Source organism: Rosenbergiella epipactidis (assembly GCF_018494055.1).
Lineage (GTDB): Bacteria > Pseudomonadota > Gammaproteobacteria > Enterobacterales > Enterobacteriaceae > Rosenbergiella > Rosenbergiella epipactidis.
Genome location: NZ_JABBFQ010000002.1, coordinates 30,991 through 57,470 on the forward strand (window position 1 = coordinate 30,991; position 26,480 = coordinate 57,470).

General features: G+C 48.6%; 23 protein-coding genes. 14 read left to right on the plus strand and 9 right to left on the minus strand.

Going from position 1 to position 26,480, the window contains the following annotated elements; translation table 11 throughout:
- The first annotated feature begins 34 nt into the window (after window positions 1-34).
- The 3 genes from glnD (at window position 35) to HGT71_RS03130 (ending at window position 4,067) form a co-directional block, all read left to right on the plus strand.
- Complete coding sequence (gene glnD, locus HGT71_RS03120) at window positions 35-2,686, plus strand: bifunctional uridylyltransferase/uridylyl-removing protein GlnD (protein ID WP_214216566.1); 2,652 nt, start codon at window positions 35-37, stop codon at window positions 2,684-2,686.
- Window positions 2,687-2,791: 105 nt separating this feature from the next.
- Window positions 2,792-3,619 (plus strand): 2,3,4,5-tetrahydropyridine-2,6-dicarboxylate N-succinyltransferase, encoded by an 828-nt coding sequence (gene dapD / locus HGT71_RS03125; RefSeq protein ID WP_214216568.1) that lies wholly within the window; start codon window positions 2,792-2,794, stop codon window positions 3,617-3,619.
- Between the two features lie 70 nt (window positions 3,620-3,689).
- Window positions 3,690-4,067 carry a DUF3461 family protein gene (locus tag HGT71_RS03130; RefSeq protein ID WP_214216570.1) on the plus strand — a complete coding sequence of 126 codons (378 nt, stop codon included), beginning with the start codon at window positions 3,690-3,692 and terminating at the stop codon, window positions 4,065-4,067.
- Window positions 4,068-4,174: 107 nt separating this feature from the next.
- On the opposite strand, the gene cspE is transcribed toward HGT71_RS03130, so the two are convergent.
- From cspE to dgt, 3 genes are all read right to left on the minus strand, one after another.
- Window positions 4,175-4,387 carry a transcription antiterminator/RNA stability regulator CspE gene (cspE, locus tag HGT71_RS03135; protein WP_214216572.1) on the minus strand — a complete coding sequence of 71 codons (213 nt, stop codon included), beginning with the start codon at window positions 4,385-4,387 and terminating at the stop codon, window positions 4,175-4,177.
- Window positions 4,388-4,679: 292 nt separating this feature from the next.
- The gene (gene degP, locus HGT71_RS03140; RefSeq protein ID WP_099822541.1) at window positions 4,680-6,107 is read right to left on the minus strand and encodes a serine endoprotease DegP; all 1,428 of its coding nucleotides are present in this window, start codon (window positions 6,105-6,107) and stop codon (window positions 4,680-4,682) included.
- A 131-nt stretch (window positions 6,108-6,238) separates the two neighbouring features.
- On the minus strand, window positions 6,239-7,711 hold the full coding sequence (gene dgt, locus HGT71_RS03145) for a dGTPase (protein WP_214216574.1): 1,473 nt from the start codon (window positions 7,709-7,711) through the stop codon (window positions 6,239-6,241).
- A gap of 95 nt (window positions 7,712-7,806) precedes the next feature.
- Between dgt and mtnN the strand changes: the two genes are divergently transcribed.
- On the plus strand, window positions 7,807-8,499 hold the full coding sequence (mtnN, locus tag HGT71_RS03150; protein WP_214216576.1) for a 5'-methylthioadenosine/S-adenosylhomocysteine nucleosidase: 693 nt from the start codon (window positions 7,807-7,809) through the stop codon (window positions 8,497-8,499).
- Between the two features lie 85 nt (window positions 8,500-8,584).
- Here mtnN and HGT71_RS03155 read toward each other — a convergent pair whose 3' ends face one another.
- Entirely contained in the window at window positions 8,585-9,676 is a 1,092-nt protein-coding gene (locus tag HGT71_RS03155; protein WP_214216578.1) for an SDR family oxidoreductase, read from the minus strand.
- 98 nt (window positions 9,677-9,774) lie between these two features.
- Between HGT71_RS03155 and HGT71_RS03160 the strand changes: the two genes are divergently transcribed.
- Window positions 9,775-10,680 carry a LysR family transcriptional regulator gene (locus tag HGT71_RS03160; protein WP_214216579.1) on the plus strand — a complete coding sequence of 302 codons (906 nt, stop codon included), beginning with the start codon at window positions 9,775-9,777 and terminating at the stop codon, window positions 10,678-10,680.
- A 12-nt stretch (window positions 10,681-10,692) separates the two neighbouring features.
- On the opposite strand, the gene erpA is transcribed toward HGT71_RS03160, so the two are convergent.
- Window positions 10,693-11,040 carry an iron-sulfur cluster insertion protein ErpA gene (gene erpA / locus HGT71_RS03165; RefSeq protein ID WP_048911552.1) on the minus strand — a complete coding sequence of 116 codons (348 nt, stop codon included), beginning with the start codon at window positions 11,038-11,040 and terminating at the stop codon, window positions 10,693-10,695.
- A 193-nt stretch (window positions 11,041-11,233) separates the two neighbouring features.
- Between erpA and hemL the strand changes: the two genes are divergently transcribed.
- Complete coding sequence (hemL, locus tag HGT71_RS03170) at window positions 11,234-12,517, plus strand: glutamate-1-semialdehyde 2,1-aminomutase (protein WP_048911551.1); 1,284 nt, start codon at window positions 11,234-11,236, stop codon at window positions 12,515-12,517.
- A gap of 64 nt (window positions 12,518-12,581) precedes the next feature.
- Here the strand turns inward: hemL and mrcB are convergent, their stop codons facing one another.
- Window positions 12,582-15,086 carry a bifunctional glycosyl transferase/transpeptidase gene (gene mrcB, locus HGT71_RS03175; protein ID WP_048911549.1) on the minus strand — a complete coding sequence of 835 codons (2,505 nt, stop codon included), beginning with the start codon at window positions 15,084-15,086 and terminating at the stop codon, window positions 12,582-12,584.
- Window positions 15,087-15,183: 97 nt separating this feature from the next.
- Entirely contained in the window at window positions 15,184-17,619 is a 2,436-nt protein-coding gene (hrpB, locus tag HGT71_RS03180) for an ATP-dependent helicase HrpB (protein ID WP_214216581.1), read from the minus strand.
- An 89-nt stretch (window positions 17,620-17,708) separates the two neighbouring features.
- On the opposite strand from hrpB, the gene thpR reads away from it, so the two are divergent.
- The 8 genes from thpR (at window position 17,709) to panC (ending at window position 24,287) form a co-directional block, all read left to right on the plus strand.
- Window positions 17,709-18,263: an RNA 2',3'-cyclic phosphodiesterase gene (gene thpR, locus HGT71_RS03185; RefSeq protein WP_214216583.1), complete on the plus strand. Its 555-nt coding sequence runs from the start codon at window positions 17,709-17,711 to the stop codon at window positions 18,261-18,263.
- Window positions 18,263-18,967: a DNA/RNA nuclease SfsA gene (gene sfsA, locus HGT71_RS03190; RefSeq protein ID WP_214216585.1), complete on the plus strand. Its 705-nt coding sequence runs from the start codon at window positions 18,263-18,265 to the stop codon at window positions 18,965-18,967. The genes thpR and sfsA overlap by 1 nt, the downstream gene beginning before the upstream one ends.
- Before the next feature lie 181 nt (window positions 18,968-19,148).
- Window positions 19,149-19,604 (plus strand): RNA polymerase-binding protein DksA, encoded by a 456-nt coding sequence (dksA, locus tag HGT71_RS03195; RefSeq protein ID WP_048911544.1) that lies wholly within the window; start codon window positions 19,149-19,151, stop codon window positions 19,602-19,604.
- A 78-nt stretch (window positions 19,605-19,682) separates the two neighbouring features.
- Window positions 19,683-20,582 (plus strand): tRNA glutamyl-Q(34) synthetase GluQRS, encoded by a 900-nt coding sequence (gluQRS, locus tag HGT71_RS03200; RefSeq protein ID WP_214216587.1) that lies wholly within the window; start codon window positions 19,683-19,685, stop codon window positions 20,580-20,582.
- 72 nt (window positions 20,583-20,654) lie between these two features.
- Window positions 20,655-22,067: a polynucleotide adenylyltransferase PcnB gene (pcnB, locus tag HGT71_RS03205; protein WP_214216913.1), complete on the plus strand. Its 1,413-nt coding sequence runs from the start codon at window positions 20,655-20,657 to the stop codon at window positions 22,065-22,067.
- A 1-nt stretch (window position 22,068) separates the two neighbouring features.
- Window positions 22,069-22,548 (plus strand): 2-amino-4-hydroxy-6-hydroxymethyldihydropteridine diphosphokinase, encoded by a 480-nt coding sequence (gene folK / locus HGT71_RS03210; RefSeq protein ID WP_214216589.1) that lies wholly within the window; start codon window positions 22,069-22,071, stop codon window positions 22,546-22,548.
- An 82-nt stretch (window positions 22,549-22,630) separates the two neighbouring features.
- Window positions 22,631-23,428: a 3-methyl-2-oxobutanoate hydroxymethyltransferase gene (gene panB / locus HGT71_RS03215; RefSeq protein ID WP_099822552.1), complete on the plus strand. Its 798-nt coding sequence runs from the start codon at window positions 22,631-22,633 to the stop codon at window positions 23,426-23,428.
- A 10-nt stretch (window positions 23,429-23,438) separates the two neighbouring features.
- On the plus strand, window positions 23,439-24,287 hold the full coding sequence (gene panC / locus HGT71_RS03220) for a pantoate--beta-alanine ligase (protein WP_214216590.1): 849 nt from the start codon (window positions 23,439-23,441) through the stop codon (window positions 24,285-24,287).
- Window positions 24,288-24,333: 46 nt separating this feature from the next.
- Here the strand turns inward: panC and HGT71_RS03225 are convergent, their stop codons facing one another.
- Complete coding sequence (locus tag HGT71_RS03225) at window positions 24,334-25,104, minus strand: ABC transporter permease (RefSeq protein ID WP_048911539.1); 771 nt, start codon at window positions 25,102-25,104, stop codon at window positions 24,334-24,336.
- The gene (locus tag HGT71_RS03230; protein ID WP_099822554.1) at window positions 25,104-26,027 is read right to left on the minus strand and encodes an ABC transporter ATP-binding protein; all 924 of its coding nucleotides are present in this window, start codon (window positions 26,025-26,027) and stop codon (window positions 25,104-25,106) included. The genes HGT71_RS03225 and HGT71_RS03230 overlap by 1 nt, the downstream gene beginning before the upstream one ends.
- Window positions 26,028-26,480: the final 453 nt, after the last annotated feature.

A 26,480-nucleotide genomic window follows, 5' to 3' on the forward strand; every position in this document is an offset into this window, starting at 1 on the left:
ACCTGCCGGCTTTTTTTATGATGAGAATAAGTAAATGAGCGTGCCTGTTCCTCAAGCTTTGACTGAATTAATCCACGTTCCAGACAGCTGGCAAGATAATCAATTGCAGCGTGACAGCATTAAAGCCGCTTTAGACCACTTCCAGCAATGCTCCGCCGAAGCCTTTGATCAAAGCGTGGCCGTTGATGAACTTATCGCTGCACGTAGCCATTTTATCGATCATCTCCTTCAGCGGCTTTGGACCTACTATCAGCTCAGTGAATTGACCGAACTGGCGTTAGTTGCCGTCGGGGGCTATGGCCGTCAAGAATTACTACCACTCTCTGATATCGATTTGTTAATTCTGAGTCGCCAGCCGCTTACTCCAGTGCAAGCCCAGCATATAAGCGAGCTTATCACCCTGCTTTGGGATGTAAAACTTGAGGTTGGGCAAAGCGTACGCACACTTGAGGAGTGTCTCACTGAGGGGCTGGCCGACTTAACGATTGCCACCAATTTAATCGAATCGAGAATGTTGATCGGTGATGTCTCGCTATTTCTTGAGCTGAAAAAAAATATATTTAGCGAAGAATTCTGGCCCTCTGTCCACTTTTTCTCAGCAAAAATTAAAGAGCAAACCGAACGCCACCTTCGCTATCACGGTACGAGTTATAACCTAGAGCCCGATATCAAAAGCAGCCCGGGAGGATTACGCGATATCCATATGTTGCAATGGGTTGCACATCGCCACTTCGGCGCGACATCCTTAGATAATATGGTGCAATTCGGTTTTCTTACCGACGAAGAGCGCGATGAACTTAAAACATGTCAATCATTCCTCTGGCGGTTACGTTTTGCCTTGCATCAAACCCTCACCCGCTATGACAATCGGTTGTTGTTTGATCGCCAACTCTCTGTCGCAACCCGCCTTAATTATCTCGGTGAAGGCAATACCCCCGTTGAAAAGATGATGAAGGATTACTATCGTGTGACGCGTCGTATCCGCGAGCTTAATACGATGTTATTGCAGCTGTTTGATGAAGCGATACTCACTCTACCGACCACGGAACGCCCCCGCCCTATCGATGACCTTTTTCGATTAAGAGGTGATCTGATCGAACTACGAGATAGCCAAAGCTTTACTCAATCACCCGAAACGATCTTAAAAATGTTTCTCGTGATGGTTCGTCATCCAGAAATCACTGGCATCTATTCAGCAACCTTGCGTCAACTGCGCTTAGCGCTACAGCAACTGGAAAAACCGCTCTGTGATATCGCGGCCGCCAGACCGCTTTTTCTCGAAATTTTAAGCAGTAGCGGAGCAGTAAGTCGTGCATTAATGCCGATGCACCACCATGGCGTATTAGCAGCTTATCTGCCGCAGTGGGAGTCGATAGTCGGTCAGATGCAGTTCGATCTATTCCACGCTTATACTGTCGATGAGCACACCATGCGGGTACTTCAGAAGCTAGAAAGTTTTGGTAGAGAAGAGGTCCGCCCACAGCACCCATTATGCGTAGAAATTTGGCAGCGGTCGCCTAATCACCTAATTTTAATTATTGCGGCTATCTTTCACGATATTGCGAAGGGCCGAGGGGGCGACCACAGCCTGCTCGGGGCCGAAGATGTTCACGCTTTTGCAAAGCTGCATCAACTCAACTCGCGCGACAGTGACCTGATTGCTTGGTTGGTCGAGCATCACCTTTTGATGTCCGTCACCGCGCAACGCCGAGATATTCAAGACCCAGAAGTTATTCGCCAATTCTCTGAAATAATGGTTAATGAACGCCAACTCAAGTTCTTAACCTGCCTGACTGTCGCAGATATTTGTGCGACCAATGAGAGTCTGTGGAACAGCTGGAAACAGAGCTTATTACGTGAGCTCTTCTTTGCAACAGAAAAACAGCTACGTCGTGGCAAAGATAAACGCCCCGATCTTCGTTCGCGGGTTAGGCATAATCGCCAACAAGCGCTAGCACTATTGCGTATGAACGATGTGGATGAAAATCGCCTTTTCCATTTATGGAATCGCTGTCGAGCAGATTATTTCTTACGTCATACGCCGACACAATTAGCTTGGCATGCACAGCACTTGCTCAAACATAGGTTATCCGAACCCTTAGTGTTGATTAGCCCACAATCTGCCCGGGGTGGAACAGAGATATTTATCTGGAGCCCAGACCGCGCCTATTTATTCGCTACGGTTGCCGGTGAATTAGATAGAAGAAACTTAAGTGTTCACGATGCCCAAATTTTTACTAACCGTGATGGAATGGCGATGGATACGTTTATTGTCCTTGATCCAGAGGGTTCCCCTTTAGCGCCAGATCGTCATGCCTCAATTATTCAAGGTCTAACGCAATCGTTACAGCAAGAGAAATGGATAATACCGAAAACAAGACGGTCATCATCACGCTTACGCCACTTCACCGTTGAAACGCGAGTGCACTATTTACCTGGTCATACCGACCGAAGGACATATTTAGAGCTTGTTGCCTTAGACCAACCCGGTTTATTAGCGCAGATTGGCGCGATATTTGCCGAGCTTGATATTTCTCTCCACGGTGCTCGAATCAGTACAATTGGTGAGCGTGTTGAAGATTTATTCATTCTTGCCGACAACGAACGCCGTGGATTGAGTAAAAAAATGCGCGAGCAACTGCGTCAAAGGTTGACAGAGACCCTCAATCCAACCGATAAAATATAGTTCAAGGAAGATCGTAATGGGTAAAGTCTTTACGCTTTACCCCACACTGGTAGTTGAGTTTTATTTACTGCTTACTTAGACAATGAGAATTTTTGGGAAATTATGATGCAACAGTTAGAAAAAATTATCGAAGCTGCTTTTGAACGCCGTGCAGAAATCACGCCTAACAATGTTGACGCCGAAACGCGCGATGCCGTAAATCAAATCATTCAGCTGATCGATAAAGGTGAAGTACGTGTCGCCGAGAAAATTGACGGGGAGTGGGTAACGCATCAGTGGCTAAAAAAAGCAGTGCTTCTTTCGTTTCGCATCAATGATAACCAAGTGATGGATGGCGCTGAAACCCGCTATTTCGATAAAGTCCCTTTAAAATTCGCTGACTACGATGACGCGCGTTTCCGTCAAGAAGGCTTACGTGTTGTCCCGCCTGCCGCCGTGCGTCAAGGCGCTTATATTGCACGTAACACAGTCTTAATGCCTTCCTATGTCAACATTGGTGCCTACGTCGACGAGGGAACAATGGTCGATACTTGGGTGACCGTAGGATCCTGTGCGCAAATCGGTAAAAATGTTCACCTTTCGGGTGGCGTAGGCATCGGTGGAGTATTAGAGCCGCTGCAAGCAAATCCAACGATCATCGAAGACAACTGCTTTATTGGTGCACGTTCTGAAATCGTCGAAGGTGTTATCGTTGAAGAAGGCTCTGTTATTTCCATGGGTGTTTATATCAGCCAAAGCACGCGTATTTATGATCGTGAAACCGGTGAAGTCTTCTTTGGCCGCGTGCCTGCAGGCTCAGTCGTTGTTTCAGGGAGCATGCCAGCAAAAGACGGTAGCCACAGCCTTTACTGTGCCGTTATCGTGAAGAAAGTTGATGCGAAAACACACGCTAAAGTCGGCGTGAATGAGTTACTTCGTAGTATTGAAGATTAATTGTTCCACTCGCTTCTTGTCTACGATGTGATTGATTCTGGACAAAGGTGAACTCAAGAGGTTAACAACTATGTTTGAGAATTTAAAAAGCTTAGGGATCACCCATCCTGAAGAAATCGATCGCTATAATCTTCGCCAAGAAGCCCATCACGATATTTTAAAGATTTATTTTAGGAAGGATAAAGGTGAGTTTTTCGCGAAAAGCGTCAAATTTAAATATCCCCGCCAAAATGAGTCGGCTGAGCATTTATCGGATAACGATACGCAACAGATCAATCCCAATCTCTCTTATGTGATTGAAGAACTGGATCAGTTGTGCCAGCAAAATCCTTTAGAAGTCGATTTGAAAAATAAAATTCTGGAAGACCTTCGTCATTTGGAGGCGGTCGTCTCTAATAAGATCGCTGAGATTGAAGCGGATCTCGATCGACTCACTCGCTTTAAATAATCGTAGATAAAAAAAATCCCGCTCAATGCGGGATTTTCTTATGTGATAATTAACTGCTCCGGTCAACACCTTCATCGCTATCGTAACTATCACAACATCTCAATTATTTAGAGAGCAACAACGTTTGCAGCAGAAGGTCCTTTCGCGCCGTTCTCGATTGAGAATTCGACTTTTTGGCCTTCGTCTAACGTTTTAAAATCGTTGCTTTGGATTGCAGAGAAGTGAACAAACACGTCTTTGCTACCGTCTACAGGAGAGATAAAACCAAAACCTTTACCTGCATCAAACCACTTTACTAAACCAGTCATCTTAGTAGACATCGTTAAATCCTTACTTATCGATCCGCTCAGAATGGCGAATCTGATCTGCTATACAGTAAATAGCTTATGGTCACTTTAAAAGGAGGCTCATGAGAAAGGGTATCGACGGATAACGCTTGAAATGAAGACTGCTTTACTAAATTTGCTTGCATAAGGTCTGTACTACAAACCGATGCCTCTATATTAAACATAATTTTTGTATTTGCACAACTATTTTATCAACTAAATTTTATGCACTGCCTTAACACAGCCCACTATGAAGGAGTGGGCTGTGGCGAGAATAAACCTGTCTCTATTGAGCCAGTAAATACAATACAGCGTTTCCACGCTTGATATTTAGGGCTAGCACGGCAGGTTTTGTATCGAGTACCTTGCGGAGTTCTCCTAGGTTAGCGATCGATTGCTGATTAACCCCAAGAATCACATCGCCTTTGCGTAAACCAATCCGCGCAGCGGTAGAGCCGGCTTTGACCGCATCCACATGTACGCCCTTTTGCCCGTCGCTGACCGAATTGCTTAACTCTGCACCTTCAATTCCGGCATAAATCGTTGCTGAAGAGACATTATCTTGACGGCTCTGTTGCAGTTCGAGCGTGACATTAACCGGTTTACCATCACGAATGACGCCGAGTGCCAGCTTAGTGCCGACAGGTAATGATCCGACTTCCGCCCGTAGGGCGGCAAAGCTGTTTAACGGCTTACCGTTCATCGACACAATCACGTCACCCGGTTTCATCCCCGCTTTTTCAGCTGAAGAATTGGGCAATACTTGGCTAATGAAGGCGCCACGCTGAGCATTAACATGAATGGCTTTTGCCAATTCAGAATTAAGCTCTGTACCCATGATCCCCAATTCCCCGCGCTTCACCTGACCATATTCAATCATCTGCGCCGTAAGGTTTTTCACCATATTGCTTGGGATAGCAAAGCCAATACCAATGTTACCGCCGTCTGGCGCGAGGATCGCGGTATTAATACCGATTAATTCACCATTAAGATTAACCAGCGCGCCCCCCGAATTTCCCCGGTTTATAGCGGCATCGGTTTGAATAAAGTTCTCGTAATTATCTACATTCAGGCCGCTGCGGCCGAGTGCTGAGACGATCCCTGAAGTGACAGTCTCACCTAATCCATAGGGGTTACCAATCGCAACGGTATAATCGCCAACTTGGAGATTATCAGAGTCAGCCATCTTAATGGCGGTCAAATTGGTCGCGTCTTTAAGTTGGATTAAGGCGATATCGGAACGCGGATCTTTACCTATAACTTTGGCCTCGAAGCGGCGTCCATCGCTCAATTGAACGGTAATTTTCGAGGCATTATCGACTACATGATTATTCGTCACCACGTAACCTTTTTCGGCATTAATCACCACCCCTGAACCTAACGCCCTAAACTTCTCTTGCTGTCCACCCTGTCCTTGCCCTTGATTCGGCGTTTGGCAAAGTGGTGAATTCATGAAAGGTGAGCCTTGCTGGCAAAAGGGCGTCATGTCGCCAAAAAACTGCTGAAACTGCTGGTTAGCTTGATTTTTTACGGTAGTCGAGCCTTCGACACTAATGCTCACCACGGAAGGCATAATTTTTTGCAGCATCGGCGCGAGACTAGGCATTTGTTGGCTATCGGCCGATGCAGTTTGTGCCGCACTGACACTGGCTGAACCCAATGCTAAACTGAGGCTGAGTGCAACCATACTGAGTGATAAAATATTTTTTTTCATAGTCGGATTCTCTTATTTTTACTTTCCTGCATTATTGCTGTGATGACTCACTTAAGAATGAATGTATACCAATTAGTTCCTTCTCAGCTCCCTGTAAAAACGTAAAAATATATTTGAATTCTTGACACTCTCTAGACGAAATCGACAGCCATCAAACGGCGGTATTCTTCCCAAGCATAGAGGTCCGTCATACCGCTTACATAATCTTGAATTAAACGATACCGGTAGTAGCGCTCCCACAGCATTAAGGTCGAATGGGGAAGATGTTGACGCTGCTGTAAATGGTGACAATAGGCTTTGCAATGCTTATCCGATAAGCGGTGAAAAAGTCGGGTTTCAATCGGGTAACCGGGTAATTCGTCTTCGGTAATCAGTCGATGAAAATTATCATAAGAGAGCAGCAGCATCGGCTGATAGATATCTAACAGCCCTCGAATCACTCGATAACCCTGTAGCTCTAATTGCTCCACTTCCGAGTGCCGAAAAACATGTTTACGCGCCACTCTTTTAAACATCGCTAATAATCGCCCGGCATCCCCTTGGTCTTCGAGCAGGGCATGATTAAAGCTTCCTGCAAATATCTCAGGGAGATGATCAATAAAGCGCTGTACGGCATGTTTGACAAGCTCTCGCTGCACATGCACACGTAAGGACATAAAAAATTGATCGCCTTTACTCCGCCGTTTCTTCGTTTTCGCTTCACTCCACGCTTCTTCTACCGTGCGCGAAAATAAATCATTAGGCTGTACAGCCCCCCACTCCGTGGCTAAATACCCATAAAGTGCGTCGACATTGAAAATGGCTTTCTCCACGGCATCGTCTAAATCGGCGATACAATAAGAAATATCGTCTGCGGCTTCCATAATGTAAGTCAAAGGAAAGCGATGAAACTCAGCGAGTTGCGTTTCTTTTCTCAGCTTCTCGATGTAGGGTTCTTCTGATAGGTAGAACCCCGGTTTCTTCATCAATGTTGAATAGGCTTCTGGTTTTTCACCTTGCCACCAAGCCGGGGCGGTGTACTTCATAATACAAGCGACTTGGGCATAGCTAAGATTAAGCTGTAAAATAGTGTGCACTAAGCGAATACCCTGTGCATTGCCCTCAAAATGGCTGAGATCGGTACGGATCTTGGCAATCAACGGGGTAAGTTGGGGATCCTCGTTATTAACACCGGGAATGCCTACCGCTAAGTGCTCCTGAAACCAATCTTTCAGAGCCGCTTCCCCAAAGTGTCCAAAAGGCGGATTCCCCACATCGTGCAGTAAGCAGGCCATCTCAACTAAGCTCTCAAAACTGCGGGCAAAATTTTCAAGACCGAAGTGTTCAAGTCCAGATTGCCGCTGCAGTTTCAATAAGATTTCGCGGGCGATATAGCGTCCTGCCTGCTGAACTTCAAGAGAGTGCGTCAGCCGCGAGCGAACAGAGGCATTACGTTCTAAAGGGAAGACTTGGGTTTTTTGCTGTAAACGCCGTAACGCTGCGGAATGGATGATACGCCCGCGATCGCTTTCAAAAACCCGACTAATTTGTTCTTCTGTCTCAGGAATACGTCCATTATTAAAAGGTCTTTTAACGCTAATCTTGTCTTTAAAATTAATCCTCACCCTCTCCTCCCCTCAGACGACATTAATTCCTTCTTACACCGTGATAGACTATGCTAACTCACATAATTGAATCCACCGTTTTAGTAGGAAATACCATGAAGATAGGCATTATTGGAGCGATGGAGCAAGAAGTTACTCTGCTCCGCGATAAAATCGAACAACGCCAAACGATCAGTTTAGCGGGGTGTGAGATCTATACCGGTACACTGCATGGCGTCGACATTGCGCTATTGAAATCAGGGATTGGTAAAACATCTGCCGCATTAGGGACGACATTGTTACTTCAACTCTGCAAACCTGATGTGATCATCAATACCGGCTCAGCCGGTGGCTTAGAGAGTAGCCTTAAAATCGGTGATATCGTGGTCTCAAGTGAAGTGCGCTATCACGATGCGGACGTCACCGCATTCGGTTACGAGCCTGGTCAAATGGCTGGCTGTCCCGCAGCTTTCCAAGCGGACGAAAAGCTTATCTCGACGGTAAAAACGTGCGCGGCTGACTTAGCGCTACACACCGTCACTGGGTTAGTCGTCAGTGGTGATGCATTCGTTAATGGGGCTGAAACCCTGTCTCGTATTCGCACGACTTTCCCGCAAGCCATTGCGGTGGAAATGGAAGCGACGGCGATAGGCCATGTCTGCCATCAATTTAAGACACCTTTCGTGGTTGTGCGCTCGATCTCCGATGTGGCCGATCAAGCCTCTCATTTAAGTTTCGACGAATTCCTGACCATTGCCGCCCAACAGTCATCGTTATTGGTCGAAGCAATTGTTAAGAAACTCGGCTAATGTCGAAAAAAAATCCCGCTCTACGCGGGATTTATCAACTATAAAACTTTACGCTAACTCACAAATTAGCCGTAAAAAATTCACATTAGCCCGACGTATTTTTAAAATCGGGTATGATCTTTTTATCAATCAGTTGATCGAACAACCGATAGAAACTTTGCTCGGTGGATTGATAATCCATAAACCCAGCTAACCGGCTCTTCGTCATATCAGTGAAGGCCTCGAAAGGTCGGCCAAGATCGGCGTCGGTGTGCCACCATGACGCAAGCTTATCCACCTGTTTCGTCTGTAACTGGTATTTCTCCGCGATCGCTGCCCACAACTGCGGGGCATCAGCCTGCTGCATTGTTGTATCAAGTGGCGTTGCGTGACCTGGATAAGCACCAGACTCAATGCCAAAATAATTCGCCAGCCGCGGCCATAACCATTTCCAGCGAAAATGCTCGCCATTAACGATGTTGAACGCTTCATTCTGTGCATCGACGGCGTCTGTCGCCCAGACCAATTGACGGGCTAAAATTCCTGCATCCGTAACATCTGAAACGCCCTGCCACTGTTCAGGAGAGCCTGGGAAAACAAAAGGCCATCCTTGTTCACGGCAGAGTGCCGCGTACACCGCGAGGGTCTGCCCCATATTCATCGCATTACCTTGAGCAGCCCCAATCACTGTGTGTGGGCGATGCACGCTCCAGCGATAGCCATAACGTTCAGCCCCGGCAAAGATCTCATCCTCCTGCGCATAGTAAAAATTATCCACAGGTTGGCGTGGTTGCTCTTCTCTAAACGGCGTAATAACAGTTTCCGCTGCGCCGTAAGCCTCGAAAGGTCCCAGATAATGCTTAAGCCCAGTGACCAGTGCCACATGACTGCTGGCTAAGCGATCGCCTAGCGCATCGATAACATGCCGTACGATTGCCCCGTTGACACGGATATTTGCTTTCTCATTTTCTTGGCGGGACCACACAGTAAAAAATACCGCATCCGGTCGCTGATCACTTAGCGCGGCAGTCACCTGCTCCGCGGAGGTGAGATCGGCAGTGAGCCCATGCACACCTTCAGGTAAAGGTGACTGCCCGCGAGAGAGACCCGTCACCTCCCACCCTTGTTGCATTAGCTCAAAAGCGAGAGCGCTACCTGTAATACCACTACAACCAATAATAAGTGCTTTTTTTTGCATGGAACCTCCAAAAGTAAGTTTATCTTATTAGCTTAGCCGAGAATTAAATGCTTATCTGAGGTAAGATTTCACATTACTTTTGAATAGAATTCACAAATATGCATGATCAGCGTTTTAAAAACATCCATCAATTTATTGCTTGTGTTCAAACGGGCAGTTTTACTGAAGCAGGGAAACGGCTACATCTCTCTCCTTCTGCCATCAGTAAAGCAATTCAAGCGTTAGAGCTACGACTTGATTGCCGATTATTCGATCGCACAACACGAATGTTACAGCTAACCGATGCAGGCAATACGTATTACGAAACCTGTTTACAGATCCTCCGCCAGTTAACCGAAACCGAGACCGCGTTACAACTCAGTCAAGATCTACCCACCGGAAAAGTTGCCCTCGCCCTACCGGAGACTTTTGGAAAAGTGGTGGTGCTACCGATACTTTGTTCGTTAATGCAACGCTATCCGGAATTACGCCTGACCTTACATTTCTCGGATACATTGCTCGATTTAGATCAAGAGAAGATCGATATCGCTGTACGGATAGGGGGGGATATACCGCTCGATACACAGGAGGGATTTCAGCATTTTGGCTACGAAAAAATGGTCTTTTGCGCAAGCCCAGACTTTATCGAAGAGTACGGTATGCCGAATACGCTAAGCGAACTTTGTGCCCAACATATCGTCGGCTATCAAGCGCAAAACGGGAAAATGAAACCGTGGATTATCCCCACAAATAACCATCCACAAGCTTGGTATCCTTCCCACTATCGCTTGATTGTAAACCACACTGAAGCACACCTCATGGCAGTCTGCCAAGGGATTGGCGTGGCACAATTACCTTATTGGTTAATCAAAGAAAGGCTAGAGCAAGGGGAGCTAGTGATGATTCTGCCGCAGGTCAAACTGGATGGATTACCCTTAACTTTGCGTTATAAAGCCACGCAACAGTCATCCCCGAAAATTCAGGCCGTGCTTAACACATTACACTCATTAAGCTTGGTAAATTGACGGGGAGAAAGCTTAGACGCTAAAAGAGGAGCCGCATCCGCAAGTGGTTTTTGCATTAGGATTGGTAACGATAAAGCGAGCACCTTCAAGACCTTCAGTATAATCGACAGAACCGCCGACGAGATATTGCAGGCTCATTGGGTCGACCACTAAGGCCACACCTTGTTTCTCAATGGTCATATCGCCATCGTTGACTTTATCATCAAAGGTGAATCCGTATTGGAAACCACTGCAGCCCCCGCCCGTGATGTATACCCGTAATTTTAATTCTGGGTTCTCTTCATCGGCAACTAAGGTTTTGACCTTATTCGCCGCTGCATCAGTAAATTGTAACGGCACATTGGCCACGTCATCGCTCATTATTCTGCTCCAAAAAGAGAGGGTCAACTTACAACCTTATCCCTCTATTATCAGTCAGCATAGCTTCGCAATCAAGCCTACAACTAAACCAACCGTGCCGTGAGACGCTCCATCCTTCATCCTGCCATTAACAGCATGGGGCATTTTCCATTACACTGTAGGGTATTCTTTCTCTGTTATGCAGGAATTTGTCATGAATAAGTCTGAAACACTGTTTCAAGAAGCGCAATCCGTTATCCCAGGCGGCGTAAACTCACCGGTCCGTGCGTTTTCAGGGGTAGGCGGTACCCCTCTGTTTATTGAGCGCGCAGAGGGAGCCTATATCTATGATGCCGACGGTAAAGCCTATATCGACTATATCGGTTCGTGGGGCCCTATGGTACTGGGCCACAATAACGCGGAAATCCGTAATGCCGTGATCGAAGCGGCTGAACGGGGCTTAAGTTTCGGTGCCCCTACCGAGATGGAAGTCAAAATGGCGGAACTGGTCTGCGAACTAGTTCCTTCGATGGATATGGTGCGTATGGTGAACTCTGGGACAGAGGCCACGATGAGTGCCATCCGTTTAGCACGTGGATTTACTCATCGCGATAAGCTTATTAAATTCGAAGGTTGCTACCATGGCCATGCCGACCACTTGCTTGTTAAAGCAGGTTCCGGTGCCCTGACCCTTGGACAGCCTAATTCTCCGGGTGTCCCGGCGGATGTGGTGCGTCATACCTTAACTTGTACTTACAACGATCTTGATTCCGTTCGCCAGGCTTTCGAGCAATATCCTGACGATATCGCTTGTGTGATTGTGGAACCTGTTGCAGGCAATATGAACTGTATCCCTCCACAACCTGGATTCCTACAAGGCCTGCGTGATTTATGTGATGAGTTCGGTGCGCTATTTATTATTGATGAAGTGATGACCGGTTTCCGCGTTGCTTTAGGCGGTGCTCAAGCGTACTACAATGTCACACCAGACCTTACCTGCCTTGGAAAAATTATCGGCGGCGGTATGCCTGTCGGTGCCTTCGGGGGCCGTAAAGACGTGATGGAGGCGCTTGCGCCATTAGGGCCGGTTTATCAGGCGGGTACGCTTTCAGGTAACCCTATTGCCATGGCAGCGGGCTATGCATGTTTAAAACAGCTTTCTCAGCCAGGTGTTCATAGCACACTGACTTCTCTGACCGAACGCCTCTGCTCAGGGCTCCAGCGAGTGGCTGAGCAATACGCGATTCCATTAGTAACCAATCAGGTGGGGGCGATGTTCGGTTTATTCTTTACCGAAGATAAAGAAGTCACCTGTTACGCGGATGTGACGCGTTGCGATACCGAGCGCTTTAAGCAATTTTTCCATCTGATGTTAGAAGAAGGCGTCTACTTTGCTCCTTCAGCCTTTGAAGCGGGCTTTATGTCGCTGGCTCACAGTGAAGAAGATATCGATCGTACAATCGAAGCGGCTCGCCGCTGCTTTGCAAAGTTAGCGTAATCTGCCATCAAGATAAAAAAAAGCGCTGCCATGGCAGCGCTTTTTTAATGTCTCTCCACTTAGCTTAGTGGCCAAACATATCTTTTATCCAACCCGCAACACCATTACTTTGGCTGCCTTGTTGCTCTTGCTGTTGTTGCTGCTGCAACTGTTGCTGTTGCTGCTCGACTTGTTGCTGCTGCTGTTGACACAGCGCGGTCGGATCAGCAGTCCAGACGGGCAGGCTACGCCAAGTGCTACTGCCAGTATTACAGACAAAGTTCCCCGCTGAGTCGACAGGCATCATCGACACATCATCGGGAGGCGTCAGCTGTAAAGGCGTTGGCGGCTGACTGGCCAGATAACGACGGTAAATTTGCATCGCACCACTCGCCCCATAGAGACGGGTCGATTGGTTATTATCGCGACCAATCCAAGTGATGGCGACTTCCTTACCATCGATCCCCGCAAACCAGCTGTCGACCAAGTTATTGGTCGTACCCGTTTTACCGGCCAGATGCATGCTGTTGTACTGACTTCCTAATGCATGAGCGGTCCCGTGGTCCACCACTTGCTGCATCGAGTAAAGCGTCAAATAAGCAGCTTCTGGCGGCTCGACCTGCTGTGCTTGTGGGTAGCTCTGATACAGCACTTTATTGTCTTCAGAGATCACCGAACGTACCGCCGACAATGTCGCCCGGTTACCGCCGCTAGCAATAGTTTGGAAGGCCTGTGCAACCTCGACCGGCGTCAAGTTCAGCGCGCCCAGTAACATTGCCGGAACCGGCGATAACTGGTCTTGGCTGACACCCAGCTTGGTCCAAGTATCCACCACATTTTTAAGCCCCAATGACATCCCCAGGTTAACGGTCGGTACGTTCATCGAATGGGTTAATGCATCGACGAGCATGACCTTACCACTAAACTGATGATCATCATTTTCCGGACGCCACACTTGACCGTTCGGTTGTTTTAACGCCAACGGTTGGTCAGCTATCCAGCTATTCAAACGATACTGCTGTGGCTGGCTTAACGCGGTGAGGTAAGTCGCTGGCTTGGCTAAAGAACCAATAGAGCGACGCGCCTGCATGGCACGGTTATAACCGGCAAATTGAGGATTTGCGCCGCCAACCATTGCACGAACTTCACCGCTGAAACGGTCCACCACTACCATTGCCGTTTCTAAATCGGCGAGGCGACGTTGTTTACGTAGGACTGGGATTCCTTCTTCGACCGCTTTTTCTGCCGCGTCTTGCGAGATCGGATCAAGCGTCGTAAAGATTTTCACCCCCGAGAGGTCCTGCATTTTATCGCCCAGCTTTTGCTGCAGTTCATTACGAACCATTTGCATAAACGCAGGCTGTGGAGTAATCACTCCGCCCTTAGGTTGAACCCCTAATGGCCGTGCAGACAGCATATCGTAAAGTTCTTGGTTGATAACTTTTTGCTGTTGCAGCAGACGCAGCACTAAGTTACGACGCTCTAACGCTAATTTCGGGTTGCGCCAAGGGTTGTACAGCGAAGCCCCTTTTACCATGCCGACTAATAGCGCTTGCTGATCGAGACTGAGTTCATCAACCGGACGACCGAAGTAGTATAAACTGGCGAGTGGGAAGCCACGAATCTGGTCATTACCCGCTTGGCCCAAATACACCTCATTAAGGTAGAGTTCCAAGATGCGATCTTTGCTATAGCGCGCGTCAACGATCACCGCCATATAGGCTTCACGCACTTTACGCCACAGCGAACGCTGATTCGTTAAGAATAAGTTTTTAACCAATTGCTGAGTCAGGGTACTTCCCCCTTGCACAGCACGCCCTGCGGTAAGGTTCGCGACGAACGCCCGTCCAATAGAGTAGAGGCTAATTCCATCGTGCTCGTAGAAATGGCGGTCTTCTGTCGCGACTAGGGTATCGACAAGGAGATCCGGGAACCCAGCACGAGGAACAAATAGACGTTGCTCACCATTAGGGGATTGCATCATGGTGATGAGGCGCGGGTCGAGACGGAAATAGCCAAAATCACGCCCCGTATCGAGGTTTTTGATCTCGCTAAGCTCACCGTCTTCAAAATTCAGCTGAGTATGAATCTGGCCTTCTTTACCATCTGGGAAGTCGAACGGTCGGCGGAGTAACTCAATACTGTTGCCTTTAACAGAGAACTCACCCGGACGCGTAATTTTCGTTACTTGACGGTATTGTGTTCCTTCAAGCAAGGCGATCATATCTTTACGATCGAACGGCATGCCGGGTTCAAGACTGACCATACGCCCATAAACCGTCGCTGGAAGGTCCCACACTCGCCCATCAATCCGATGGCGGATCTCAGAATCAAGGTAGACACCCCATGCTGCAACAATAACAGCAATGACTAAGATGATTTTCAGTAGTAGACCTAGCCAACTTCTCTTATGGCTTTTTCGCGGGGTTTTTCCGCGCTTTTTAGTTGCAGGCAATGACGTATTCTCCTCATCATCATAGCTATCCGGATCGTCTTGATATTTCTTATTGCGTGGTGAAGCCGGGGGGCTTTTCCCCTTTGGCGTGGATTTTCCTTTACGCCCTATGGGTTCGCGATCATTCCCAGACATGGATTCTCTCTCCAGGCTTTGCCTCAATCGGCGACATACTTTATCTTTATTTTAGGTCCAAAAACACAGAACCTTCCGAAAGATTCGTTACTAAATTTCACGTGGACGACTTTCTGGTTTTCGTCGTCGGTAAGGTGTTGGCCGGATCGTCAGGCCACAGATGTTTAGGATAGCGCCCTTTCATCTCTTTTTGTACTTCACGCCAGCTGCCTTGCCAAAAACCCGCTAAGTCTTGGGTGATTTGGATGGGCCGCTGTGCCGGTGACAATAATTCTATCACCACATTAACCCGCCCACGTGCAACGGTAAGCGAACGTTGCTGCCCATACATCTCTTGCACTTTTATCGAGAGTAAAGGCGCGCGTGGGGAAAGATAATCGATCGCGACTTTCCTGCCCGTAGGGACCTCAATATGGCTGGGGACCTCGGTCTCCAAACATTGCCATTGTCCCCACGATAACTGAGATTTTAATGCCTGATAGAGATTAATGCGTGAAAAATTCCCTAATGAAGGCAAGCGAGTTAGTTCTGGCCCTAACCATCCTTCAAGATTATTCATCAGATCGGTATCGGTTATTGCTGGCCAGTCACATTCAGGTAGCCACTGTTGCGCATAACTCAGCCGCTGTTTCAGTTCGAGTGCTGGTTGATCCCAAGGTAAAGCCGCTAAGCCCTTGTCTTTTATCCAGGCTAAGTACGCCGCGATTAACTGTTCTGGATTGGGTTTGTCTCCTGGCCGCGAGCTAATAATAATCTCGCCTATGACCTCATGTTGCCAGACCTTAAATTGCGCCTGACTCTCATCCCACTCTAGCGCGTGCCGATGGGTAATTAACTGCGACGCCTGATGTCGAATATCGTCTAGCGAGAGGGGGAAAGCTAACTGAATATGGGCTTCATGCCGATCAGCCGGCAACTGTAATTGCACCGCAATCAGCCAATTATAACGGGTCAGAGGGTGATCTAAGGTTAACGTCGCGCCGCGACCATCGGCGAGTTGATAACGATGGGTCGTTCCACGTCGGTAGGCTATACGGTCGGCAAACGCCAACAATAATGGCGCAAGAGCGTCATCGAGAGGACTGAGCGAAAATTGCTCCCCCAGCATCCGGCAGACTTGCTTAGCTCGGGTCGTCCATACTGCACTTGGCGCGGAGAGATTGTCGCGTAAGTCCCCCTCGCCGCGTCGTTCCGGTTGCTCGATGATGGCTGTTAACATTGCTGCGGTCGATACGCTATCGCTTCCCTCACTTGCGATCAACATTGCCGCAAGACGTGGCGTAATTCCAAGTCCAGCCATTTTTCGTCCCTTTGCCGTCAACGTGCCCGTCGCATCAATGGCACCAAATTGGCGAAGTTGCGCCGAAGCGTAGGCTAGCGCAGGTCGAGAAGGCTGGTCTAGCCACTGTAACGCAGAGACCTTTTGGCAGCCCCAAGCCAATACATTGAGTAACAGACCGGTTAAATCGCTGCGTAGAATCTCAGGCGTCGCTTGTTCGGCCAAACGTTCAGCTTGCTCAGGCGCAATTAAATGCCAACATTTTCCTGGCATTAAACGACCGGCTCGCCCAGCCCGTTGGGTTAATGACGACTGGCTGATAAACTGTGTTTTAAGTCGGTGAGCACCCGCCCGTAAATCAAATAGCGACGTACGTTCTAATACCGAGTCGATAATTAAGCTTACGCCTTCAATCGTTAAGCTAGTCTCGGCTATATTGGTGGCGAAGACGACTTTTCGTTGCCCCGGGGCAGAGGGACTGATCGCGAGTTGTTGTTGTGCAATGGGTAGCGCGCCGTATAAAGGCCTCAATTCCACCCCAGCTGGGCATCGTGCCGTGACCTCACTGATTACTTGATGGATTTCACGTTCGCCAGGTAAGAAAACTAGCATATCGCCCTGTTCTTGCCGCAGCACTTCAAGGATTTTATTCGCGAGATGCACGGAAAACAGCCCCTGAGACGGTAACCCGTGATAGAAGCGTTCCACCGGATAATGTCGACCTTCCGAGGTGATGAGCGGTGCTTGCTCCAATACCTCCCCTAACCGACGATTGTCGAGAGTCGCCGACATAATTAACAGTTTAAGATCGTCACGTAATCCTTGCTGAATATCTAACAGAAAGGCTAACGCTAGATCAGTGTGGACACTGCGCTCATGAAACTCATCGATGATCACCAGTGAGACATCGTCTAACATGGGATCTTGCTGTAACCATCGAGTCAGTACCCCTTCGGTAACCACCTCAAGCCGTGTCGTTTTACCTATACATTGCTCCGCACGCATTCGGTAACCGACCGTCTCACCGGGGGCTTCCCCCAAAGAGTGGGCAAGGCGAAGCGCCACATTTTTGGCGGCGAGCCGTCTTGGCTCTACCATAATAATTTTGCCGCGGAGTGTAAGACGTTGCAGTAACTGTATAGGAAGCCAAGTCGATTTGCCGGCACCAGGGGGGGCCTGAAGAATAACTTGAGGCGAATGAATGAGGGCTAGCACTAACTCATCCAGCACATCGTGAATCGGGAGGGCGCTCAATCTTCGCTCCGTTTAGGGATTATGATACTATGGCCACTATAGCATTAATTGGTAGGTGATACTTGCCTCCTATCGTCTTAAGGAACTCTGTGGTTTCTCGAACAACTGCGACTGATAATTACTTTCTCGCCTTAACTCTCCCCAGTCATACCACTGAGCAACTGATTCAATGGCGCGCCACCGCTCTGCCAGCGGACACCGGCATCCCAGTTCCCCGAGAGCAACTTTATATGGTGCTGGCATGGATGAACGCCCCCACGGTGTCACAGCTGACTCAACTACAGTCTATGATTAGCGGGCTGCGTTCACCGTCGTTCACTTTTACCCTCAACGATGCTGGGTATTGGCCTCGTTCTGGGCAGCTATGGGTAGGATGCCGCCCCGCGCCGCGTGAACTCTTACAGTTAGCCGATCTGCTACGCTCAAGAGCCGCCCGCGTAGGCTGCCCGCAACCGGCTTTTCCTTTTCATCCCCATGTCACGCTTCTCAGACAGGTACCCACCTCAATTCGTTTGCCGAAACGCGATTTCTCATGGCCCGTCACCTGCCAAGAGGTATCATTAATAAGAAGCCGCTATCAGCGTGGCAGAATTATTCTTAACACCGAACAGCGCTATCCCCTGTTTGACAGAGAGCAAGATTAATGGAATTCACCACCCCCCTACAGTCTGCCACCTTAATTAAACGCTACAAACGCTTTCTCGCTGATGTCCGCCTCCCCAGCGGAGAAATTACCACTATCCACTGCGCAAACACCGGTGCAATGACCGGGTGTGCGACGCCAGGTGATACGATCTGGTACTCCACGTCCACCTCCACCACGCGTAAATACCCTTATAGCTGGGAGCTGACCCAAACCGCCGACCAGCATTGGATCGGTATTAATACGCTACGCGCGAACCAACTCGTGGAAGAGCTCCTGCTTCGACAGGGCGTTCCCGCACTCGCGCAGTTTACGCACTGGCAACGAGAAGTCGCGTTCGGCGATGAGAAGAGTCGGATTGATTTCGTTCTCACTGATGACAACGCACAAAAATATTACCTTGAAGTGAAATCAGTCACATTATTACTCAATGGAAAAGGCTATTTTCCCGATACCGTCACGCTACGTGGGCAAAAGCATCTTCGAGAATTGATGTCGATCGTAAAGCAAGGCCATCGTGCGGGGCTATTTTTTGCCGTTTTACACTCGGGGATTAATCAAGTGAGTGCGGCCAAACATCTCGATCCCACCTACGCGCAACTTTTACGTGAAGCGATAGCGGCAGGTGTCGAGGTCATTGTCTATCGCGCACAGATGAGTCGCCATCGACTGTTACTCGTGGACCCGATACCATTCGTCGAATAACAGGCTAAATGTTTTCTTTTAGGACTTTTTCCTCTTTAATTAGAAACATATTATCAATAATGCGAAACTCATCGTTATCAGCAATTGCCAACCCACAAGGTTTCTGATATTTATAGCGCCCTGTTTTTTTCCCTTAGTGGGAATCAGGAATCGATAGTGCGTGTTATCCAGGAGAAGCAACATGCAAGAAGGGCAAAACCGTAAAACATCGTCTCTAAGTATCCTCGCCATCGCTGGGGTGGCGCCGTATCAGGAGAAACCGGGCGAAGAGTATATGAACGAAGCCCAGCTGGAACACTTCAAGAAAATTCTTGTTGCTTGGCGCAATCAACTCAGGGATGAAGTAGACCGTACCGTTAGTCATATGCAAGACGAAGCGGCTAACTTTCCTGACCCGGCCGATCGCGCAACACAAGAAGAAGAGTTCAGTCTGGAACTGCGTAACCGAGATCGTGAACGTAAGTTAATCAAGAAAATAGAAAAAACGCTGAAAAAAGTTGAAGATGACGACTTCGGTTTTTGTGAAGCTTGTGGTGTAGAAATCGGCATTCGCCGTCTTGAAGCGCGTCCTACCGCCGATATGTGTATCGACTGTAAAACGCTAGCAGAAATTCGCGAAAAACAGATGGCAGGCTAACCCTACCGCTGATCGAGGATATACCTAATTGCACGGCCGCGGCGCCCTATTGCGAGTGGCTGTGCGATTACTTCTATTATGACGCACTCTACACCTATCATTGGACGCTTTGCGCCCTCCCCTTCAGGTGACCTCCACTTTGGTTCGTTAATGGCCGCGCTAGGCAGCTATCTGGATGCCAAATCGCAAAACGGCCTGTGGCGCGTTCGCATCGAAGATATCGATCCTCCCAGAGAGATTGCGGGAGCCTCCCAACGTATTCTTCAACAACTCGAACACTATGGGTTAACCTGGGATGGTCCGGTCATTTGGCAGTCACAGCATCATGCCCGTTATCGAGAAATACTCGACTGGCTGATTACGCATCGACGCAGTTACTTCTGTACCTGTAGCCGTAAAGCGATTCAGCAATCGGGTGGATACTATCTCGGAACCTGTCGTAATGCCCAGCACAGCGCAGAAGGTGCAGCACTACGCTTGTTCCAACACTCTCCCGTCACCCAGTTCACTGACTTGTTACGAGGAACCGTCCACTGCCATCCTCAGTTAGCGCAAGAGGATTTTATTATACATCGTCGAGATGGGTTATTTGCCTATAATCTGGCCGTAACGGTGGATGATCATGACCAAGGCATTACACAAGTGGTACGGGGAGCGGACTTGATTGAGCCCACGGTGCGGCAAATTACGTTATTTCAGCAACTAGGATGGGATGCCCCCGATTACCTGCACCTGCCGCTCGCATTGAATCCGGAAGGAAGTAAGCTTTCAAAACAAAATCATGCCCCCCCGCTTCCACAGGAAGCGCCACAGCGAATACTGATATTGGCCTTGGCAGCGCTAGGACAAGAGGTCGACGATGCGTGGCAAGATTTCAGCGTTGAGCAACTCATTGAGCAGGCAACACAACGGTGGCAGAGAGCAAAAATCCCAATTAATAGCACTTTCATTACTACAGATGTGTTATCAACATTCTAAAATGATTCACAACAGGCTATGATGAGCCTCTCATTTTAGAACCGTATCTACTTTTTATTGTTGAGGTGTACTATTTTTACCCGAGTCGCTAATTTTTGCCGAAAAATCCTTACGCGTGACGAGGAGAGTACCTCTGCAGAAAACGTCCCACCGCCGATAACGATCATTCCACGCGATCAACACACTATCTCTCGCCGAGATATTAGTGATAATGCCTTGAAGGTACTGCATCGTCTTAATAAGTCTGGCTTTGAGGCCTACTTGGTCGGTGGAGGGGTTCGTGACCTTCTTCTGGGTAAAAAACCTAAAGATTTTGATATTACGACCAACGCCACCCCAGAGCAGATGCGTAAATTATTCCGTAACTGCCGATTAGTTGGCCGACGTTTTCGCTTGGCACATGTTATGTTTGGCCCGGAAGTGATTGAGGTTGCCACCTTTCGCGGTCATCATGAACAAGAAGAAAGCGTTGATCGCAACACGTCGCAACAAGGCCAAAACGGCATGCTGTTGCGCGACAATATTTTCGGCAGTATCGAAGACGATGCTCAACGCCGTGATTTAACCATTAACAGTCTCTATTACAGCGCTGCAGACTTCACCGTACGCGATTATGTTAACGGATTAAGCGACCTAGAGCAGGGAATTATTCGCCTCATTGGCCACCCTGAAACCCGTTATCGTGAAGACCCGGTACGGATGCTACGAGTGATCCGCTTTAGTGCGAAACTCGGGATGACTATCGCTCCTGAGACCGCAGCGCCTATTAGCGAACTCGCCGGGCTGTTAAAGAATATTCCACCTGCGCGTCTCTTCGAAGAAACATTGAAGTTGCTGCAATCTGGTTACGGTGAGCAGACCTACCCATTATTGCGTGAATACCATCTTTTTGAGTCGCTCTTCCCGTTAGTCCATCAGTACTTTACTGAGGGGGGGGACAGCCCAATGGAGCGCATCCTAGTACAGGTGCTTAAAAATACCGATAACCGTATCCAAAATGATAGACGCGTCAACCCTGCGTTTCTGTTTGCGGTAATGTACTGGTATCCACTGCAAGAAAAAGCGCAGCAAATTGCTCAAGAGAGTGGCCTGCCTTTCTTTGAGGCCTTCTCGTTGGCGATGAACGATACGTTAGATGAAGCCTGCCGAGCGATAGCGATACCTAAACGTTTCACCACCATGATCCGTGATATCTGGACGCTGCAACTGCGGATCTCTCGCCGTCACGGTAAACGCGCTTGGAAATTGATGGAACACCCTAAATTCCGTGCAGCCTATGACCTATTGGTTCTGCGTGCGGCAGTGGAATCCTCCGCAGAGCTTCAACGGTTGAGCGAATGGTGGACCGAGTTCCAGACTAAGAATGCGAACGACCAAGCCGCGATGTTACAAGATTTAGGCAGCGATCCAGCCCAGCGACGCCGCTACAATAGACCGCGTAAGCGTGCGCCGAAAGGCAATACCTCGCGTCGAAACGAGAGCTAATATGACGCGTGTCTATATTGCTCTCGGTAGCAATTTACGGGACCCACTCGATCAGTGCCAGAGGGCGATTGCCGCCCTCTCGGCCCTGCCTGAGACAACGCTTATCAATACCTCCTCTCTCTATCGGACGCCACCTTACGGCCCACAAGATCAGCCTGACTTTTTGAATGCCGTGGTGGTATTAGAGACGGAGTTATCACCCTTAGCGCTGCTAGACCATACCCAACGAATCGAATTGGAACAAGGACGGGAACGCAAAGATGAACGTTGGGGGCCACGTACGCTCGACCTTGATTTGCTGCTATTCGGCGAACAGTTCATGACGAGCGAGCGATTGATACTGCCTCACTACGACATGCATAATCGTGCCTTTATGCTCGTCCCGTTAGCCGAAGTGGCGGGCGACCTTCCCCTCGGTGACAAGGGCAGCGTAGCAAGCTGCTTGGCTTCGTTAGACACCTCAACCATCACTCTGTGGTAACGCCTAAAATCGGATAGGGATTCCCGTCTAGTGGGAGTTACTGTAAACTCCGCGTCATGTTTATCCTTGACAAGAGTTTATAATGACACCTATCACCCTGAAAAATTTACGTCAGTGGAAACTTGAAGGTAAAAAATTCGCCTCGCTCACGGCGTACGATTATAGCTTCGCGCGGCTGTTTGCTGAGCAAGATATCCCGGTATTACTGGTCGGCGACTCCTTAGGGATGACGATGCAAGGCCATGACTCGACGGTTCCGGTGACTGTCGATGATATGGTTTACCACACGCGCCATGTGCGTCAAGGTGCACCAAACGTCTTACTGCTTACTGACCTACCTTTCATGAGCTACCCGACGCTTGAACAAGCGGGCCACAATGCCGCACGCGTAATGCAGGCCGGTGCGAATATGGTCAAGATCGAAGGCGGTGCGTGGTTGGCGGATACCATTCGTTATCTCACTGAGCGCGCAGTCCCCGTCTGCGGTCATCTTGGATTAACCCCGCAATCGGTCAATATCTTCGGTGGCTATCAGGTTCAAGGTAAAACCGAAGCGCAAGCGGAACAGCTACTTAATGATGCGCTCACCCTCGAAGCCGCCGGAATGCAACTGCTGGTGCTAGAGTGCGTGCCTATTTCTCTGGCAAAGCGTATTACCGAGGCGCTATCAATTCCGGTCATCGGCATTGGTGCAGGGGCGCATACCGATGGTCAAATTCTTGTCATGCAGGATGTTATCGGTATTACTTCAGGCTATGTGCCTAAATTTGCGAAAAACTTCTTAGCGGATACCGGCTCGATCGCGCTTGCCGTTGCACAGTATCAACGCCATGTGCAAGACGGTACTTTCCCTGAGTTAGCCCACAGTTTTAAAGGATAGAACGCTTTCCATGCAGACATTTCATGAAATCCCTGCTTTACAACAGCAATTGCGCGATTTACGCCGCCAAGGTAAAACCATTGCATTTGTCCCGACCATGGGAAATCTCCATCAGGGACATATTACGCTGGTAGAACGAGCGAAGCAGTTAGCTGATTATGTTGTGGTCTCGATTTTTGTTAACCCGATGCAGTTTGATCGACCTGATGATTTAGCGCGCTATCCGCGCACCCTCGAACAGGATCAGCAATTACTCTCGGATACGGCGGATCTGTTATTTGCCCCTGCGGCCAATACGCTCTACCCGACAGGGCTCACTGAGCAATCCTTCGTTCATGTACCTGGACTTTCTGAGCTGCTTGAGGGGGATAGCCGTCCCGGTCATTTTCGCGGTGTCAGTACGGTGGTCAGTAAATTATTTAATATCGTCCAGCCGGATGTGGCGTGTTTTGGCGAGAAAGATTTTCAACAATTAGCCATTATTCGCAAAATGGTGCTCGACCTGAATTACCCCATCACTATTGTTGGCGTACCGACCGTTCGAGCTGAAGATGGCCTTGCCCTCAGTTCACGTAATGGCTACCTCACCGCCGCTGAGCGTTTGCAAGCGGTTGAGTTGAGTCAAACGATGAAGTCGATGGCCGAGCGTTTACAACAAGGGGAGCAAGCGTATACCGCTATCGTCGATAATGCTGTCGAGAGCCTGACGAAAATGGGCTGGCAGCCGGATGGTATTGCTATCTGTGATGCGCAGACCCTGATGCCACTGACCGCACACAGCCGTAAAGCCGTTATTCTTATGGCAGCATGGTTGGGGAAAGCCCGACTGATCGATAATCAGCAGGTCATTCTCCCATAGTGTGAAGCGTTTCCCCCTCACACTATGGGTATCGGGTGGGAGGGGGTTAGCTGCGTAACCCTTTACCCCGCTCGATTAACGCCCAGACAATCGCATAAAACACCGCTACAAATACCACAAGTATTGCTAACGTCAAAGGCACCGGTACATCTTGGATCCCCAGAAAACCATAGCGAAAACCACTAATCATATAAACGATAGGGTTTAACTTGGAGACCGCTTGCCAAAAAGGTGGCAGCAGCGAGAGAGAATAAAAGACGCCGCCCAAATAGGTGAGAGGTGTCAAGACAAAGGTCGGGATCAGACTAATATCGTCAAAGCTACGGGCAAAGACAGCATTCAATAGTCCAGCCAAAGAGAAGACGATAGCGGTCAGTAAAATGGTTAATGCCACCATTGGCCAATAGAAGACATGGAAAGGCACAAAGAGTAGCGAAATAGCCGTCACCAGCGCGCCGACACAAATCCCCCGCGCAACACCCCCGCCGACATAGCCAGCAATGATCACGTGAGTGGGAACCGGTGCAACCAATAACTCCTCGATGTTGTGTTGGAACTTGGCACTAAAGAATGAGGATGCCACATTGGCGTAGGAGTTAGTGATTACCGACATCATAATCAGTCCGGGGACGATAAATTGCATGTAGGTAAAGCCATGCATATCACCAATTCGCGAGCCAATTAAATTACCGAAAATAATAAAATAAAGCGTCATGGTAATAACAGGAGGGACTAAGGTCTGGATCCAAATCCGTCCGAAACGATGGATTTCCTTCGCCCATAGCCGCTTAAGTGCTACCCAATATAAGTGTGCCATTAATTCTCTTTCCCCGTATTACTGACTAAATCGACAAATAGCTCTTCTAAGCGGTTTGCCTTATTTCGCATACTCAATACTTGAATATTTTGCGCAGAGAGTTGGCTAAAGACTTGGTTAATCCCCTGCTCTCGCAGCACTTCAACCTCTAAGGTTGTGCCATCAATCACCTCATACTGAAAGCCTTCTAATACGGCAGGGGCCGAGTGAGGGGCGAGATCGAGGATAAAGGTTTCGGAAACCACTTTAGCGAGCAATGCCTTCATACTGGTATTTTCAACCAATTCACCACGTTGAATGATACCGATATTTCGACATAGCATCTCTGCTTCTTCCAGATAGTGCGTGGTCAGAATGATGGTGGTACCGGCCTCATTAAGCTGCTTAAGGAATCCCCACATTGAACGGCGTAATTCAATATCTACTCCGGCGGTCGGTTCATCAAGAATCAGTAGCTTAGGTTCGTGCATTAAGGCACGCGCAATCATTAAGCGGCGCTTCATGCCACCGGATAGCATCCGTGATTTTTGATGACGCTTTTCCCATAAATCGAGTTGCCGCAGGTATTTCTCGGCTCTCACCAAGGCCAGTTTTTTCTCTACACCATAATATCCTGCTTGGTTGGTCACAACCTGTAAGACGCTTTCGAAAGGGTTAAAATTAAACTCTTGCGGGACCAAGCCAAGCTGGAGTTTCGCTCGTACCTTATCAGTGTCGAGGTCATGACCAAACACGCGCACGGTTCCTGAGGATTTATTCACTAACGAACTGATAATCCCAATGGTCGTCGACTTTCCTGCCCCATTTGGGCCGAGTAGTGCGTAGAAATCCCCGGCCTCTACCGTTAAATCGATCCCTTTTAACGCTTGAACTTGGTTACCATAGGTTTTTGTTAGCCCGGAAATTTCCAGTGCATAATTCATATCAACTCCACGCCTGTTTATGACAGATGAGTATTTAAAAATAGTCCTCATTCGACCTTATGGTGAAGGAAGGGAATGAAGGGATCTGAACGACGGCTCTCAAGCAGTCTCCAAGAAAAGTATTGGTCTTTACTACCACAGCCAATACCCGTGCGTCCGCTCTTCGCTGAGACGTAGATCAACCTGACCACGACTCGCTATAAACCTATCAATATCCTAATCAGACTTAAGCGTCGATTACCCTCGGTATCAGTGGCAGAGAACGCGAACGGTGCACAGAGAGGAATATCTTTAGGGATCTCGTGTCATCACAAGATGAAGTGAAAACTGATGTGCCGCCGTCGTCGGGTCAAGCCCCTGACGAACAATGCTTGAACATGCCGAGGTCATCTCAGCCTCGTCCATTATAGAACAGGCCAGCAAGGCTGGCCTGAAACTTTGTGCTATTTACCC